We start from the raw sequence: 15,742 nt of genomic DNA, 5'->3' as shown, positions 1-15,742 counted from the left end.
GTGAACACCGAATCTGGTAAACCGAGGAGTGATCCCCAGTGCGCAAGATCGCCATCGCCGGCGTCGCCGCCGCCGCTGCCCTGTCCCTCGCGGCCTGCGGAGGTGGCGACAGCGCCTCCAGCACCAGCAGCACGGCCGCCGCCACGACCACGACCGCCACCTCCTCGTCCTCCGCCATGGCCGACGGCGTCACGCAGACCACCGACGTGTTCGGCGCGGGCTGCGCCAGCGTCCCGCAGGACCCGGCCGACAAGGGCTCGCTGCAGGGCATGGTCGGCGACCCGGTGGCCACCGCGGCGAGCAACAACCCGCTGCTCACCAAGCTGGTGGCGGCGGTCAAGGCGGCCAACCTGGTCGACACCCTGAACTCCAAGCCCGCGATCACCGTGTTCGCGCCCTACGACCCCGCGTTCGCGGAGCTGGGCGACGCCAAGTTCCAGGAGCTGGCCAACGACCCGGCCACGCTGGGCAAGGTCCTGGCCTTCCACGTGACCGACAAGCGCTACGACGCCAAGGGCCTGGAGTCGGCCGGCACCGTGAAGTCGCTCACCGGCCAGGACCTGACGATCTCGGGCACGGGCGACGCGATGACCGTGAACGGCGCACCCGTGCTGTGCGGCAACATCCCGACCAAGAACGCGACCGTGTTCGTGATCGGCAAGGTCCTCACGCCCCCGGCGGCGTGACCCCCGACCGGTGGGGGTGGACCTCCCCCCGGACCACCCCCACCGCCCTGTCCTGACGCTCGTGCGCGTCCCGGAGATCCGGTCGGCCGTCCTCGGCCCGCCGGATCTTCGGCGTTCCCGGCCGGGTCGGGGCCCGGGTGCCGGAGGTTCACCCGGAGGGGGTCGCGGACGCGGGCCGGCCGGGCGCGTATCCACGGCGCAGCCGCGCTCCCCTTTCCCACGGGGGGATGTTCCGTGGGGGTTGTCCGAGTTCACGTGCCTGCCCGGCCGCCGGGCCGCCGACTTTGTGCATACGTTCACAAGCGGTACGGTGGGTGTATCACTCCGCTGGTGACGGTGCCCGGCGGGTCAGTGCTTCGGATGTCGAGGAGAGCCAGCGTGGTGGATCGGCGGGGCGAGGGTGACGAGGTCGTGACCACCACCTCGAAGCCGCCCGCCGAGTCGGTCGCGGAGGTCCGCGAGCGGGCCCGCGCGATCCCCGAGGCGGCGGTCGCGCGGCTCGCGGTCTACCTCCGGGTGCTCTCCGGGATGGCCGAGCAGGGCGTGACGACCATCTCCAGCGAGGAGCTGGCGGGCGCGGCCGGGGTCAACTCGGCGAAGCTGCGCAAGGACCTGTCCTACGTCGGCTCGTACGGCACGCGCGGCGTCGGGTACGACGTCGAGGTGCTCGTGAGCCACATCGAGCGCATCCTCGGGCTCACCCGCAAGCACTCCGTCGCGGTCGTCGGCATCGGTAATCTTGGTCACGCGCTGGCCAACTACGGCGGCTTCCCGAGCAGGGGCTTCCCGGTCGCCGCGCTGTTCGACATCGACCCCGACCTCACCGGAGTGCCGGTAGGCGGCATTCCCGTCGACCACATCGACGACATCACGTCCATCTGCGCCGACCGCGAGGTCTCGATCGGCGTCATCGCCACACCGCCCCAGGCGGCCCAGGCGGTCTGCGACCGTTTGGTATCCGCCGGGGTGCAGTGCATCCTGAACTTCGCACCCGTCGTACTCCAAGTGCCGGACAACGTCGAGGTGCGCAAGGTCGACCTGGCGGTCGAGATGCAGATCCTGTCGTTCCACGTCGCGCGGCGGGCTGACGAAGCCGCCGTCGACGTGGTCAACGGCGTCGGTGTGGACGGGGTGGTGATTCGCCCGTGATGGTGCGGGTAGTGGGCCGGACGGCTCCGGTTTCGGCGACCGGGCCGGGGGCGGTGCGGGCATGAGCGTCCTCGTCGTCGGGCTGTCCCATCGCACCACGCCGGTCCCCGTGCTGGAGCGCGTCGCCGTCGCCGACTCCGACCTGGGCAAGCTGCTCGACCAGCTCCTCAAGGCGCCCAGCGTGTCCGAGGCCGTGCTGCTGTCGACCTGCAACCGGGTCGAGGTCTACGCCGTGGTGGAGACCTTCCACGGCGGCATGAACGAGGTCGTGGAGGTGCTCGCCCGGCAGGCCGGCGCAGAGCCCTCGGACCTCTTCGAGCACCTGTACGTGCACTACGCCGCCGCCGCCGTCGAGCACCTGTTCTCGGTCGCGGGCGGCTTGGACTCGATGGTCGTGGGCGAGGCCCAGATCCTCGGCCAGCTCCGCTCGGCCTACAACCGCGCGGACGAGGCCGGCGTGGTCGGCCGCGTGCTGCACGAGCTGGTCCAGCAGGCGCTGCGGGTCGGCAAGCGCGTGCACACCGACACCGGCATCGACCACGCCGGCGCGTCCGTGGTGTCCGAGGCGCTCGCCGACGCCGCCGAGCAGCTCGGCGGCCTGACCGGCCGCACCGCCCTGGTCGTGGGCGCGGGCTCGATGGGCGGCCTGGCCGCCGCCCACCTGCGCCGCGCCGGGATCGGCGAGGTGGTCATCGCCAACCGGACCGCCGCCAACGGCGCGCGCCTGGCCGCCGCGCTGGTCGCGGACGGCGTGGCCGCCCGCTCCACCGGCCTGGACGACCTGGTGTCCGAGGTCGCCGCCGCCGACGTGCTGTTCGCCTGCACCGGCTCGGTCGACTTCGTGGTCGGCGCGGAGCACATCGGCGACCGCGAGCCCGGCCGGCCGCTGGTCGTGTGCGACCTCGGCCTGCCCAAGGACGTCGACCCCGCCGCCGCGCTGCTGGCCGGCGTGCGCGTGGTCGACCTGGAGACCCTGCAACGACGGCTGTCCGACGCCCCGACCGGGCAGGACGCCCTGCGCGCGGCGGAGATCGTCGCCGAGGAGGTGCGCGGCTACCTGGCCGGGCAGCGCTCGGCCGAGGTCACGCCCACCGTGACGGCGCTGCGCAAGCGGGCCGCCGAGGTCGTCGACACCGAGCTGCTGCGGCTGGACTCGCGGCTGCCCGGACTCGACGGCGCGGTCCGCGACGAGCTGGCCAGGACCGTGCGCCGCGTGGTCGACAAGCTCCTGCACACGCCCACCGTGCGGGTCAAGGAGCTGGCCGCCGCACCCGGCGGCGCCGGGTACGCCGAGGCGCTGCGCGAGCTGTTCGGCCTCGACCCGCAGAAACCCGCCGCCGTCAGCACCCCCCATTCGACGCGACCCAAAGGTGAGAAGCGGTGAACCGCACCCTGAGGATCGGTACGCGCGGCAGTGCGTTGGCACTCGCGCAGACCGGTCACGTGGCCGACGCGTTGCGCGCCGCCGGCGCCGACGTGGAGATCGTGACCATCTCCACCCCCGGCGACCGGTCGTCCGCGCCCATCGCCGAGATCGGCATCGGGGTGTTCACCTCGGCGCTGCGCGACGCGCTGGCCAACGGCGAGATCGACGTGGCCGTCCACTCCTACAAGGACCTGCCCACCGCGCGCGACCCGCGCCTGTCCCTGGCCGCCGTGCCGCCGCGGGAGGACCCCCGCGACGCGCTCGTCGCCCGGGACGGCCTCACCCTGGGCGAGCTGCCCACCGGGGCGAAGGTCGGCACCGGCTCGCCGCGCCGCGCGGCGCAGCTGGAGGCGCTCGGCCTCGGCCTGGACGTGGTGCCGCTGCGCGGCAACGTCGACAGCCGCATCCGCAAGGTGACCGAGGGCGTGCTGGACGCCGTGGTGCTGGCCCGCGCCGGCATCTCCCGGCTCGGCCGCACGGCCGAGATCACCGAGACCCTGGAGCCCATCCAGATGCTCCCCGCGCCCGCCCAGGGCGCGCTCGCGGTGGAGTGCCGGGTCGACGACGTCGACACCGAGCACCTCCTCCAGTCCACTCTGGACGATTCGGCCAGCAGGGCCGCTGTCGCCGCCGAGCGGGCCTTGCTGGCCAAGCTCGAAGCGGGGTGCAGCGCGCCGGTCGGCGCACTGGCCGATGTGGTGGAAGACCTTGACGACCAGGGAGCGGCAGTCCTCCGCCTGTCCCTGCGCGGGGTCATGGCGACGGAGGACGGCGACCTCCTCCGTGCGTCCGCCACCGGTGACTTGACCGCAGCAGAGGAACTCGGCCGCGCGCTGGCCGTCGAGTTGCTCGACCTCTCCGGCCTCGCCGCTGCGCGGTCGGAGGGGCGTAGTTGATGGGGAGTGCCCTGATGACCCGCGCACGCAAGACCCCCGGCCGCGTCGCCTTCGTGGGCTCCGGCCCCGGCGACACCGGCCTGCTCACGGTCCGCGCCCGTGATCTGCTGGCCAAGGCGGAACTCGTGGTGACGGACCCGGACGTGCCGTCCGAGGTGGTCGCCCTCGTCCCGGACGGGGTGGAGATCCGCCCGGCGGTCGGTGACCCGGCCGACGTGGCGAAGGACCTGGTCGCCGAGGCGAAGAACGGTCACGCCGTGGTCCGGCTGGTGGCGGGCGACCCGCTCACGCTGGACTCGGTGGTGAAGGAGGCGCAGGCCGTCTCCAAGACGACGATCGCGTTCGACGTGGTGCCGGGCGTCCCGGCGGGCACGGCGGTGCCCGCGTACGCGGGTGTCGCGCTCGGCGCGGTGCACACCGAGGCCGACGTGCGCGGCGTGGCGGACTGGGCGAGCCTGGCCGCCGCGCCCGGCACGCTGGTCCTGCACGCCACCGGCAGCCACCTCGCCGAGGCGGCGTCCTCCCTGGTGGAGAACGGCGTCGCGCCGCAGACCCCGGTGGCGGTGACCGCGGACGGCACCGGCTTCGGCCAGCGCACCGTGGACACCACGCTGGCGTCCCTGGCCGCCGACGCCGGCGACCTGGGCGGCCCGCTGGTCGTCACGGTCGGCAGCGCCGTCGCCGGTCGCGCCAAGCTGTCCTGGTGGGAGTCCCGCGCCCTGTACGGGTGGCGGGTGCTCGTGCCCCGGACGAAGGAGCAGGCGGGCGCGATGAGCGACCGGCTGCACTCGCACGGCGCGATCCCGGTGGAGGTGCCGACCATCTCGGTCGAGCCGCCGCGCAGCCCGGCGCAGATGGAGCGCTCGGTGAAGGGCCTGGTCGACGGGCGCTACCAGTGGGTGGTGTTCACCTCGACCAACGCCGTGCGCGCGGTGTGGGAGAAGTTCCGCGAGTTCGGCCTGGACGCGCGGGCGTTCTCCGGCGTGAAGATCGCCTGCGTCGGCGAGTCGACGGCGGCCAAGGTGCGCTCGTTCGGGATCATCCCCGAGCTGGTGCCCTCCGGCGAGCAGTCGTCCGAGGGCCTGCTGGCCGACTTCCCGCCCTACGACGACATCCTGGACCCGGTGGACCGGGTGCTGCTGCCGCGTGCCGACATCGCCACCGAGACCCTGGCGGCGGGCCTGCGGGAGCGCGGCTGGGAGATCGACGACGTGACGGCCTACCGCACCGTGCGGGCCGCGCCGCCGCCCGCCGACACCCGCGAGATGATCAAGTCGGGCGGGTTCGACGCGGTGTGCTTCACCTCGTCGTCCACGGTCCGCAACCTGGTCGGCATCGCGGGCAAGCCGCACGCCCGGACGCTCGTGGCGTGCATCGGACCGCAGACCGCCGAGACGGCCCGCGAGTTCGGCCTGCGGGTCGACGTCCAGCCGGAGGACGCCAACGTGCCGGCCCTGGTGGACGCGCTGGCCCAGCACGCGGCCAGGCTGCGGGCGGAGGGCGCGCTGCCCCCGCCGCGCAAGACCAAGCGCCTGCGCCGTTCGTGAGCACCCGGGTCGGGGCCCTGCCGGGCCCCGACCCCCTTCTCGCTAGGGAGTACCCCCGTGTTCCCCGCCCACCGCCCCCGCCGCCTGCGCACCACCGCCGCGATGCGCCGCCTGGTCCGCGAGACCACCGTGCGGCCCCGCCAGCTCGTGCTGCCGATGTTCGTCAAGGAGGGTGCGGACGCCCCGGTCGGGATCTCCTCGATGCCGGGCGTGGTCCAGCACACCCGCGAGTCGCTGCGCAAAGCCGCCGTCGAGGCGGTCGACGCGGGCGTCGGCGGGCTGATGCTCTTCGGCGTGCCGGCGACCCGGGACGCGGTCGGCTCCGGCGCCACCGACCCGGACGGCATCCTCAACGCGGCGCTGGCCGACCTGCGCGCCGAACTGGGCGACAGCACCGTGCTGATGTCGGACTGCTGCCTGGACGAGTTCACCGACCACGGCCACTGCGGCGTGCTCTCGCCCACCGGCGAGGTGGACAACGACGCCACGCTGGAGGTCTACGGCGAGATGGCGGTGGCGCAGGCGCAGGCCGGCGCCCACCTCGTCGGGCCCAGCGGCATGATGGACGGCCAGGTCGGCTTCATCCGCAAGGCGCTGGACGAGGCCGGGTACGCCGACACCGGGGTGCTGGCCTACGCGGTCAAGTACTCCTCGGCGCTCTACGGGCCGTTCCGCGAGGCCGTGGAGTCGCAGTTGCAGGGCGACCGCAAGACCTACCAGCAGGACCCGGCGAACGCGCGGGAAGCGCTGCGGGAGGTCGAGCTGGACCTCGACGAGGGCGCCGACATGGTCATGGTGAAGCCCGCGCTGCCGTACCTGGACGTGGTGCGGGCGGTGCGCGAGATCACCGACGTGCCGGTGGCCGCCTACCAGATCTCCGGCGAGTACGCGATGGTCGAGGCCGCCGCGCGCAACGGGTGGATCGAGCGCGAGCGGACCGTGCTGGAGACGCTGACGTCGATCCGGCGTGCGGGCGCGGACATCGTGCTCACCTACTGGGCGGTGGAGGCGGCGCGGTGGCTGGACCGGGAGTGACCAGACCCCGGCCCGCCGCGCCGAAGCCGACCCCGCCCAAGCTGGTCGACCTGGCGCGCTGGCTGTGGATCGTCAGCGCCCTGGTGGGCCTCGGCCGGTTCGTGGTGCAGTTGGCGGACCGCGAGATGCTGATCGACATGCTGCGCGCCGAGCAGCACGACGCCAGGGTCGAGCTGAGCCAGGACGAGCTGGACGCCGCCGTCTCCGGCGGCATCCTGATGGGCCTGCTGCTGGGCGGCCTGCTGGTGCTGGTCTACGCGGTGCTGGCGAACAAGGTCGCCGGCGGGCGGAACTGGGCGCGGGTGGTGCTCACCGTGTTCGGCGTGGCCGGGATCGTGGTCGGGGTGTCCCGGCTGATCCTCGTCGGGTCGGGTCTGGCGGCCGTGATGGACATGCCGGTGGCCACCCACGACCTGGTGTTCGGCGCGGTGACGATGGTGCTGGACGCGGCGGCGATCGCGCTGATGTATTTGCCGTCAGTTTCCGGGTACTTCAGATCACAGCGTTCCGTCGTCGACAAAACACCACGGGTAGCTAACGGATTGTGATTTCCGGTCGACGCGGGCACCGCACGCTCTTACGGTCCGCGCATGACCTCTCCTCAGGACCCCTACGGCCAGCAGGGCGGCGGCTACCAGCAGCCCGGCGGCCACCCCCAGCAGGGCGGTTACCCCCAGCAGGGCGGTTACCCCCAGCAGGGTGGTTACCCGCAGCAGCCCGGCTACCCGCCCCAGGCGCCGCCGCTGTCGCCGACCGAGATGAACCGCCCGCCGCGCCCGAAGTCCGTCGACACCGCTTTCCTGCTGTGGATGGTGAGCGCAGGCCTGGGCATCCTGTCGTCGATCTTCTCGCTGCTGACCGCCGAGGCGGTCGCGCGGGCCACCGTGGAGCGCATCTACGGCGACACCGTCGACAAGGCCGTGATCGACCAGGCGCTGGCGTCGGCCGGCCCGGCCTACGGCGGCACGATCTTCTCGCTGGTGCTGTTCGCGGCCTGGATCGCGGTCGTCTTCCAGATGCGCAACGGGGCGAACTGGGCCCGGATCGTGCTCGCCGTGCTGGGTGGTCTGGGCGTGCTCGGCGGCCTGTTCGGCCTGGGCCTGATCGGCGTGCTGTTCGGCCTCGGCTTCCTGGGTGCGATCCAGGTGCTGTTCAACCTGGCGCAGCTCGCCCTCACCATCGGTGCCCTGATCTTCATGTTCAAGTCGGACGCGAACCGCTTCTTCAAGGCGAGCTGACCCGGGCCCGTGCCGCCCGCGACCGGCGGGCGGCACGAACCGGTCGGATTTCCCCCCCGAACGGGGTCAACCGCCCCTCCACGAACGCGTTCTCCTCGGCCGTCGGCCATTTCCGGTCGATTCCCACCGGCCGGTCCCGTCCACGAAAGTCGTCGTTCGCCACGACCTTTGTCGATGTTCTGCGTCGCGTTCCGTCTCGACCCGGCCCGTCGCGGTGGACAGTGGCCCTGGGTGGTTCTAGCGTTTCCCGGTGTGACGACCCCACAGGACCCGGACCGGGGGCAGCAGCCCCACATCCCCGCGCCACCGCCGCTGAGCGAGTCCGAGCTGCACGGTTCGACCTCGACCGGCCCGGCGCTGCCGGTGCCGAAGGAGGTCCAGGTCTCGTTCTGGATCTGGATCGCCGGCGCGGCGCTGTCCGCGATCGGCGGGCTGCTGGCGTTCACCCAGCGCGACGCCATCGCCGAGCTGCTGCGCGGTGCGCCGCAGACCGCCAACCTCCCGCAGGACGAGTTCGACGCGCTCGTCAGCGCCAACATCATGATCACCGCCGTGGTGGGTCTGGTGTTCGCCGGCCTCTACGTGCTGTTCGCGTTCAAGGCGCGCGCCGGGCGCAACTGGGCGCGGGTCGTGCTCGCCGTGCTGACCGCCCTCGGCCTGCTGTCGACGCTGCTGGTCGGCGCGACCATCTCGGGCCTGCTCACCTCGCTGATCAGCGTGGTGGCCGTGGTCCTGCTCTACCTGCCCAACTCCAAGGCGTACTTCGACTCGGCCAAGCGGGCTGGGTGACCGCTCCGCCGTCGAGCGCGCGGAACGCCGTCGCGGTCTGGTACGCGTTGGCGGTGTTCCCCCCGCTCAGCGCCGGCTACCTGTGGCTGCGCCGGGCCGGGTGGCTGCCAGCCGGTCCGGACACCCCGGCGGTGCCGGACCGGCTGGTGCTGTTCACCGCCGCCGCGATCGGGTTCGCCGCCGGGTACGCGGCGTTCGCCACCGTGCTGCGGCGGCGGGTGCGGTGGGCGCGCTGGGCGCTCACCGCCGTGGCGGCGCTGCACGTGCTGTGGGTCGTGCTGACCGCGTCGGCCGCGCCGAACCTCGTGCTGCTGCTGTTGATCGGCACCGGTTTGGCGTTCACCTGGGCGCGCGGTACGGCAGAGTGGGTGGCGCAGCACTAGCACCCCTGCCGGAGAGCGCCCATGCCCGAGCCCGACCCGTACGCCTCGCCGTTCCACCCGGTCGTACTGCCCGGTGAGCCGGCCGCGCCGCCGCCCGGTCCGGCCGGCTACCCGCTGCCGATGCCGGAGGCGGCCCCGGACGCCGCCGCCCGGTCCCGCCCGACCGCGCTGACCGTCGCGTCCTGGTGCTGGCTGGCCGGCGCCCTGCTGGTCGTCGTGGGCCTGCCCGCCGTGTTCTACACCGACGGCGACGCGTTCGCCGAGCGGCTCTACCAGGACTCGCTGGGCACGCCCCAGCCGAACACCCGGACCGAGGCGCAGATCGGCGCGCGGCTCACCCCCGTCGTGTTCGGGCTGGGCTTCGCCGTGCTCTCCGCGCCCTACCTGCTGGGCGCGCTCAAGCTGCGCTCCGGCCGGAACTGGGCGCGCGTCCTGCTCGCCGTGCTGGCCGCCCCGGCGCTGCTCTGCGGGCTGGCGCTGCTCACCGCGTTCGGGACCGGTGCGATGCCGTTCGCGAACTGGCTGGTCGGCGCGGTGTGGGCGCTGCTGTTCCTGGCGGCGGTCCTGCTGGGCACCTCGGCCATGTTCCTGCCCCCGTCCAACGACTACGTGAGGTGGGTGACCTACCGGTGACGCAGCCGCCGTTCGACCCGTTCGACCAGCCGATGCGCCCGGTCCACCTGCCGCAGCCGGGCCCGGCCCGGCCGCCGCACCCGACCGGCTTCCCCGGCCAGATGCGCGGCATCGACCAGCACACCACGGCCGTGCCCCGGCCGGGCGCGGTCTTCGCCGCGTTCGCGGTGTGGCTGCTCGCGGCGCTCGCCTGGCCGGTGGGCACGGTCGTGCGAGAGCTGGCCGAGCAGGGCGCGTTCGCCGGGTTCGGCGCGGTGATGACGCTGTTCGCCACCGGGTGCCTCGCGGTCGGCGGGGTGTGGGGCGCGGTCGCCTTCCTCAACGGCAGCTACTACGCCCGGATCGCGCTGTGCGGCGGGCACCTGGTGCTCGGCATCCTGGCCGTGGCGGCGGCCGTGGTCGCGGCCCGGTCCGGTGACGTGGGTGCCGCGTCGTGGGCGGTGATCGTGCTGCGGCTGGTGCTGCCCGCCGCGGCGGCGGTGCTGAGCTTCCTGCCCGGCACCAAGCACTACTTCGCGGGCAACCTCGGCTGATGGACCAGCCCGTGCTGTACCGCGAACCCGGCGCGTCCTGGTGGCCGCTGCTGTGGGGGCCGGTGTTCGGCCTGGTCGGGCTCGGCGTCGAGGCGCTGACCGGGGCGGTGTTCCCGCTGCTGTGGGTGCTCGTGGCGGTCGGCCTGAGCTCCGCCGCGCTGGTGTGGGTGCAGGGCAGGCGGCGGCTGCACGGCGTGCTGCTCACGCCCGTGGCGCTGCACCTGGGCCGGGAGGAGGTGCGGGTGCGCGACATCGCCGAGGTGACCGGCGTCGAGCCGCGCGCCGGCGCACGCGTCCTGGGCGGCGGCTGGACCGAGCCGCGCGGCACCGAGCCGGTGCCGGTGCGGCTGGTCGGCGGCGAGGTGGTGCTCGGCTGGGCGCGGGACGCCGACGCGCTGCGCACCCGCCTGGACGGCCTCCTCGCACCCCGCCCGCCGGAGGGCGGGACCCGGTGACGCAGGCACCCCGGACCGGGTGAACGCCGCACGCCGCGCCGCCGTCTCGCGCCCACGGCCAGCCGGACCGGGTGAACGTCGTGCCCCGCGCCGCCTCGCGCTCCGGTCGCCCGGACGGGGTGGACGCCGCGCCGCCGCCTCGCGCCCGGCCGCCGGGCGGAGCGGCGGCCCGCGCCCCGGCCACCGGGGAGCGGCCGGCCGTGAGAGGCTGACCCGGTGACCGCTGCCACGCCCGTAGCCGCCTCCGAGGCCGCCCCCGGACCGGGGCTGCACCAGCCCGTGCGCGCCGCCGTCGCGGCCGGTGAGCTGGTGCTCGCGGTCGCGCTGGTGCTCCTCGCGGCCTGGTGCTGGAACCGGGGCGTGCTGCGCTCCGCCTACCCGGTCGAGGACCACGCGCCGCTGGAGTCCACCCGGTACCTGGGCAACTGGATCGCCTCGGCGGTCGGCCTGGGCACGGCGGCCGGCGTGCTGGTGCTCGACGCGGTCCGGCAGGTGCTGCTCGCGGTCCGGACCCGTGGTCGGGAGCAGGTCGCCGAGGCCGACGTGTGAGACTGGCCCCGTGACTTCCACGCGATCCCAGGCGCTGTTCGAGCGCGCGGCGGCGGTGATCCCCGGTGGCGTGAACTCGCCGGTCCGGGCGTTCCACTCGGTCGGCGGCACGCCCCGGTTCATGGTCCGGGGCGAGGGCCCCCACCTGTGGGACGCCGACGGCAACCGGTACGTGGACCTGGTGTCCTCGTGGGGGCCGATGATCCTCGGCCACGCCCACCCCGAGGTGGTCGACGCGGTCCGCGCCGCCGCCGTGAGCGGCCTGTCGTTCGGCACGCCCACCGAGGGCGAGGTCGAGCTGGCCGAGGAGATCATCGACCGGGTCGCGCCCGTGCAGCAGGTGCGCCTGGTCAACTCCGGCACCGAGGCCACGATGAGCGCCATCCGGCTGGCCCGGGGCTTCACCGGTCGGCGCAAGGTCGTCAAGTTCGCCGGCTGCTACCACGGCCACGTGGACGCCCTGCTCGCCGAGGCCGGCTCCGGCGTGGCCACGCTCGGCCTGCCCACCTCGCCCGGCGTCACCGGCGCGCAGGCCGCCGACACGGTCGTGCTGCCCTACAACGACCTGGACGCCCTGCGCGCCGCCTTCGCCGAGCACGCGGGCGAGATCGCGTGCGTGATCACCGAGGCGGCGGCGGGCAACATGGGCGCGGTCGCGCCCCGGCACAACGCCGAGCTGCGGGAGCTGTGCCACGCCCACGGCGCGCTGCTGGTCATGGACGAGGTGATGACCGGGTTCCGGGTCTCCCGCGCCGGCTGGTACGGGCTGGAGCAGGTGGCCGGCGACCTCTACACGTTCGGCAAGGTGATGTCCGGCGGGCTGCCGGCCGCCGCGTTCGGCGGCCGGGCCGACGTGATGGCCAGGCTCGCCCCGGCGGGCCCGGTCTACCAGGCGGGCACGCTGTCCGGGAACCCGGTCGCGGTCGCCGCCGGCCTGGCCACGCTGCGCGCCGCCACCGACGACGTGTACCGGGCGCTGGACGCCAACGCGGCCCGCCTCGGCGCGCTGTTCACCGCCGCGCTGACCGACGCCGGCGTGCCGCACCGCGTGCAGTTCGCGGGCAACCTGGTCAGCGTGTTCTTCACCGAGGACGAGGTGGTCGACTACGCGGGCGCGCAGGCCGCGCAGACCTGGCGCTTCCCGCCGTTCTTCCACGCCCTGCTGGAACGCGGCGTCTACCCGCCGCCCAGCGCGTTCGAGGCGTGGTTCGTCAACGCCGCCATGACCGAGGAGGACTTCGCGGTGATCGCGGACGCCCTGCCCCACGCCGCCCGCGCCGCCGCGGAGGCGACCCGGTGAAGACCGTCGTGCACCTGCTCCGCCACGGCGAGGTCCACAACCCGACCGGCATCCTCTACGGCCGGCTGCCCGGCTTCACGCTCTCCGAGCGCGGCCGGAAGCAGGCCCTGGTGGTCGCCGAGCACCTCGCCGACCACGACGTCGCGCACGTCGTGGCGTCGCCGCTGGAGCGCGCCCGGGAGACCGCCGCGCCGATCGTCGACTCGCACCGGCTCGACCTGGCCACCGACAACCGGCTGATCGAGGCGGGCAACAAGTTCGAGGGCCTCAAGGTCGCGGTCGGCGACGGCGCGCTGCGCTCGCCCCGGCACTGGCCGAAGCTGGTCAACCCGTTCCGGCCGTCGTGGGGCGAGCCGTACCTGGAGATCGCGCACCGGATGCTGGGCGCGGTCCAGCGGGCGCGGGCGGCGGCCGAGGGCCACGAGGCGGTGTGCGTGTCGCACCAGCTTCCGATCTGGACCCTGCGCCGGTTCCTGGAGGGCAAGCGGATGTGGCACGACCCGCGCCGCCGGGAGTGCTCGCTGGCGTCGCTGACCAGCCTGGTGTTCGAGGGCGAGGAACTGGTCCGGGTCGTCTACACCGAGCCCGCCGGCGCGACGAGCCCGAGGGTCACGGGCGCGTGAGGAGGCTCGCGGTGGTGCTGTCGCTGCTGGTCGCGGCCTCGGCGTGCGCGACCGGCGACGACGCGGTGGTGACCGGCTCGGACTTCCAGTTCGTCGCGCCCGACGGCCAGGTCCGCATCCGGTACGACGGCGAGCAGCGCAAGGCGATCCGGGCGCTGTCCGGGCCCGACGTGCGCGAGGACGGCCGGACGGTGTCGCTGGGGGACTACGCGGGCAAGGTCGTGGTGGTCAACATCTGGGGCTCGTGGTGCGGTCCGTGCCGCACCGAGTCGCCCGAGCTGCAGAAGGTGCAGGACGAGACGGGGCCGCTGGGCGTCCAGGTGCTGGGCATCGCGGTGAAGGAGAGCTCCGCCGAGCAGCCCCGCGACTTCATGCGCACCCGCGACCTGCGCTACCCGTCGATCTACGACGAGTCGGGCCGCACGCTGCTGGCGTTCAAGGGCCTGCCGCCGAACACCGTGCCGTCCACGATCGTGCTGGACAAGCAGCACCGGGTCGCGGCGGTGTTCCTGGAGACCCTGATCGCCACCGACCTGGTGCCGCTGGTCAAGGAGCTCGCGGCCGAGGCGTAGCCCGCGCCGGGACCGGGTCACGGGGCTCGGCGCAGCTCCGGGACCTTGGCCTTGAAGGCGTTCACCATCGCCTCGCGGCCGACCAGGTTGAACTCACGGCCCAGCGTGCGCATGATCGAGTTCTCGGTGGGGCGGTAGAGGCCGTACCGGTAGTACCGGCTGCCCTCGTACGCGCCGACCGTCCCGCCGTCCGGCGACACCTGGCCCAGGTGGCGCGACCACTTCGCGCCGCCCGGGTCGGCGGTCGTGTTCGGCTCGGTCGGCTCGCCGCCCGCGTACCGGTCGTACGGGTAGTCGTACTCGTCGGCCAGGCCGCCGATCGAGTGGCCCAGCTCGTGCACGGCGATCTGCCCGGCCTGCGCGTTCGCACCCGCCGCCGTGGCCACGCCGCCGCCCGCCCCGCCGTACTTGGCGGTGTTGCCCAGCGCGATCACCTGGTCGGCCTCCGGCGCGAGCGCGCCGAACTGGCCCGCCTTCGCCTGGTTCACGCACAGCAGCCGCTCGGTGTTCACGTCCCGGCCCTGGCACCAGAAACCCATGTCCAGCGCGGTGTCCCTGGCGACCCCGAGCGTGGGGTCGTTGTCCACACCGGACTCCGCCGACACGACGTCTACCCGCCACACGTTGAAGTACTGCTTGTAGGACTTGAACGGCTCCACGGCGGACAGCTCGGCCCACTTGTCCACCACGTGCGCGTGGTAGGAGCCCAGCTCGGACGCGGTGTAGCCGTCCCCGACGAACACCAGGTCGAACCGCCGGTCGGCGGGGCCCGTCTGCTGGACCGGCACCACGTCGGCGACCACCTCGGACGCCAGGGCCCTCGGCTCGGCCGCGACCGGCACGGCGACCCGCGTGATGGTGCCGTCCGGTGCGAACACCTCCTGCCAGGAGACGGCGGCCCCGACCGCGCCACCGCTCGCGGGGGCGGTGGCGGCGACGAGTGCGACGGCCACGACCGGCAGGGTCAGTCGGCTTGCGCGCATGACACTCACGCTATGAACCAGGTCACTCACCCACAAGGGTGGAAAGTCGGGTTCCACCGATGGAGGAGCGCATTGCCTCCCGGCGGGTGTGACCCAGGTCGCCGCTAAGGGAGTCCGGTGAGCGGCTCTCAGCGACCCGTACCTACCCTGTGGCCGTGGACCCGACGACGCAGCTGGCGATGTCCGGGCCGCTGGGACTGGCGATGGGCCTGGCCGTGCTGGCCGGCGCGATCTCGTTCGCCTCGCCGTGCGTGGTCCCGCTGGTCCCCGGCTACCTCGCCTACCTGGCCGGCCTGGTCGGCGCGGAGGCGCCGGCCGTCGACTCGGCCGAGGCCCGCAAGGCCGGCCGCTGGCGGGTCGCGGGCGCGGCGCTGCTGTTCGTCCTGGGTTTCACGGTCGTGTTCAGCCTGACGTCGTTCGTGGTCCTCGGGCTGACCGACACCCTCTACTTCGACGCCGACGTGTTCCAGCGGATCGGCGGCGTCGTCACCATCGCCATGGGCCTGGTGTTCATCGGTCTGGTGCCCGCCCTCCAGAAGGACGTCCGGCTGCGCCGCGCCCCGCGCGCCGGCCTGGTCGGCGCACCGCTGCTGGGCGGCGTGTTCGCGCTGGGCTGGACCCCGTGCATCGGCCCGACGCTGGCCGGCGTGCTGGCCCTGGCCCGCAGCACCGAGGTCGGGTCGGCCACGGCGCGGGGCGCGGTCCTGGTGGTGGCCTACTGCCTCGGGCTGGGCCTGCCGTTCGTGCTGATCGCGCTGGGCGCGCGGTGGGCGGTGCGGGTGACCGGGTGGCTGCGCGCCCACGTCCGCCAGGTGCAGGTGTTCGGCGGCGTGCTGCTCATCGCGGTGGGCGTCGCGCTGGTCACCGGGCTGTGGGGCGACTTCGTATTCTGGCTGCGCGACGCCGTGGTCAACGACCTCGAACTGCCGTTGTAGTGCGCGCCGC

At 73.9% G+C, this 15,742-nt stretch carries 19 protein-coding genes; 18 read left to right on the top strand and 1 reads right to left on the bottom strand.

Annotation, left to right across the window (positions count from 1 at the left end; genetic code table 11):
* Positions 1-38: 38 nt before the first annotated feature.
* The 17 genes from AB0I60_RS08685 to AB0I60_RS08605 all read left to right on the top strand — a co-directional run bounded on the left by AB0I60_RS08685 (position 39) and on the right by AB0I60_RS08605 (position 13,814).
* The gene (locus tag AB0I60_RS08685) at positions 39-686 is read left to right on the top strand and encodes a fasciclin domain-containing protein (protein WP_360726982.1); all 648 of its coding nucleotides are present in this window, start codon (positions 39-41) and stop codon (positions 684-686) included.
* Between the two features lie 378 nt (positions 687-1,064).
* Positions 1,065-1,835 carry a redox-sensing transcriptional repressor Rex gene (locus AB0I60_RS08680; protein WP_360726981.1) on the top strand — a complete coding sequence of 257 codons (771 nt, stop codon included), beginning with the start codon at positions 1,065-1,067 and terminating at the stop codon, positions 1,833-1,835.
* A 61-nt stretch (positions 1,836-1,896) separates the two neighbouring features.
* On the top strand, positions 1,897-3,219 hold the full coding sequence (locus AB0I60_RS08675; protein WP_360726979.1) for a glutamyl-tRNA reductase: 1,323 nt from the start codon (positions 1,897-1,899) through the stop codon (positions 3,217-3,219).
* Positions 3,216-4,157 (top strand): hydroxymethylbilane synthase, encoded by a 942-nt coding sequence (gene hemC, locus AB0I60_RS08670; RefSeq protein ID WP_360726977.1) that lies wholly within the window; start codon positions 3,216-3,218, stop codon positions 4,155-4,157. The genes AB0I60_RS08675 and hemC overlap by 4 nt, the downstream gene beginning before the upstream one ends.
* A 14-nt stretch (positions 4,158-4,171) precedes the next feature.
* Positions 4,172-5,704 carry a bifunctional uroporphyrinogen-III C-methyltransferase/uroporphyrinogen-III synthase gene (locus tag AB0I60_RS08665; RefSeq protein ID WP_360726975.1) on the top strand — a complete coding sequence of 511 codons (1,533 nt, stop codon included), beginning with the start codon at positions 4,172-4,174 and terminating at the stop codon, positions 5,702-5,704.
* Between the two features lie 57 nt (positions 5,705-5,761).
* A complete protein-coding gene (gene hemB, locus AB0I60_RS08660; protein WP_360726973.1) occupies positions 5,762-6,739 on the top strand; it encodes a porphobilinogen synthase in 978 nt (325 codons plus the stop codon).
* Positions 6,736-7,287, top strand: coding sequence for a hypothetical protein (locus AB0I60_RS08655; protein ID WP_360726971.1), 552 nt, complete (start codon positions 6,736-6,738; stop codon positions 7,285-7,287). The genes hemB and AB0I60_RS08655 overlap by 4 nt, the downstream gene beginning before the upstream one ends.
* A 42-nt stretch (positions 7,288-7,329) precedes the next feature.
* The gene (locus AB0I60_RS08650; protein ID WP_360726969.1) at positions 7,330-7,977 is read left to right on the top strand and encodes a hypothetical protein; all 648 of its coding nucleotides are present in this window, start codon (positions 7,330-7,332) and stop codon (positions 7,975-7,977) included.
* Positions 7,978-8,229: 252 nt separating this feature from the next.
* Positions 8,230-8,766, top strand: a complete 537-nt coding sequence (locus tag AB0I60_RS08645; RefSeq protein ID WP_360726968.1) for a hypothetical protein — start codon at positions 8,230-8,232, stop codon at positions 8,764-8,766.
* Positions 8,763-9,149 (top strand): hypothetical protein, encoded by a 387-nt coding sequence (locus AB0I60_RS08640; RefSeq protein ID WP_360726966.1) that lies wholly within the window; start codon positions 8,763-8,765, stop codon positions 9,147-9,149. The genes AB0I60_RS08645 and AB0I60_RS08640 overlap by 4 nt, the downstream gene beginning before the upstream one ends.
* 21 nt (positions 9,150-9,170) lie before the next feature.
* Positions 9,171-9,782, top strand: coding sequence for a hypothetical protein (locus AB0I60_RS08635; RefSeq protein ID WP_360726964.1), 612 nt, complete (start codon positions 9,171-9,173; stop codon positions 9,780-9,782).
* On the top strand, positions 9,779-10,315 hold the full coding sequence (locus tag AB0I60_RS08630; protein ID WP_360726963.1) for a hypothetical protein: 537 nt from the start codon (positions 9,779-9,781) through the stop codon (positions 10,313-10,315). The genes AB0I60_RS08635 and AB0I60_RS08630 overlap by 4 nt, the downstream gene beginning before the upstream one ends.
* Positions 10,315-10,770, top strand: a complete 456-nt coding sequence (locus AB0I60_RS08625; RefSeq protein ID WP_360726962.1) for a hypothetical protein — start codon at positions 10,315-10,317, stop codon at positions 10,768-10,770. Before AB0I60_RS08630 ends, AB0I60_RS08625 begins: the two co-directional genes overlap by 1 nt.
* A 216-nt stretch (positions 10,771-10,986) precedes the next feature.
* Entirely contained in the window at positions 10,987-11,319 is a 333-nt protein-coding gene (locus AB0I60_RS08620) for a hypothetical protein (RefSeq protein ID WP_360726960.1), read from the top strand.
* A gap of 10 nt (positions 11,320-11,329) precedes the next feature.
* Complete coding sequence (gene hemL / locus AB0I60_RS08615; RefSeq protein ID WP_360726958.1) at positions 11,330-12,619, top strand: glutamate-1-semialdehyde 2,1-aminomutase; 1,290 nt, start codon at positions 11,330-11,332, stop codon at positions 12,617-12,619.
* Positions 12,616-13,242, top strand: coding sequence for a histidine phosphatase family protein (locus AB0I60_RS08610; protein ID WP_360726957.1), 627 nt, complete (start codon positions 12,616-12,618; stop codon positions 13,240-13,242). The genes hemL and AB0I60_RS08610 overlap by 4 nt, the downstream gene beginning before the upstream one ends.
* The gene (locus AB0I60_RS08605; protein WP_360726955.1) at positions 13,239-13,814 is read left to right on the top strand and encodes a TlpA disulfide reductase family protein; all 576 of its coding nucleotides are present in this window, start codon (positions 13,239-13,241) and stop codon (positions 13,812-13,814) included. The genes AB0I60_RS08610 and AB0I60_RS08605 overlap by 4 nt, the downstream gene beginning before the upstream one ends.
* 17 nt (positions 13,815-13,831) lie before the next feature.
* Here the strand turns inward: AB0I60_RS08605 and AB0I60_RS08600 are convergent, their stop codons facing one another.
* On the bottom strand, positions 13,832-14,797 hold the full coding sequence (locus AB0I60_RS08600) for a M64 family metallopeptidase (RefSeq protein WP_360726953.1): 966 nt from the start codon (positions 14,795-14,797) through the stop codon (positions 13,832-13,834).
* 155 nt (positions 14,798-14,952) lie between these two features.
* Between AB0I60_RS08600 and AB0I60_RS08595 the strand changes: the two genes are divergently transcribed.
* Positions 14,953-15,732 (top strand): cytochrome c biogenesis CcdA family protein, encoded by a 780-nt coding sequence (locus AB0I60_RS08595; RefSeq protein ID WP_360726952.1) that lies wholly within the window; start codon positions 14,953-14,955, stop codon positions 15,730-15,732.
* Positions 15,733-15,742 lie beyond the last annotated feature (10 nt).

Origin of the sequence: Actinosynnema sp. NPDC050436 (genome assembly GCF_040655415.1) — a bacterium.
In the GTDB taxonomy this organism is placed as follows: domain Bacteria; phylum Actinomycetota; class Actinomycetes; order Mycobacteriales; family Pseudonocardiaceae; genus Actinosynnema.
This window is presented reverse-complemented; position numbering and strand designations above follow the sequence as displayed.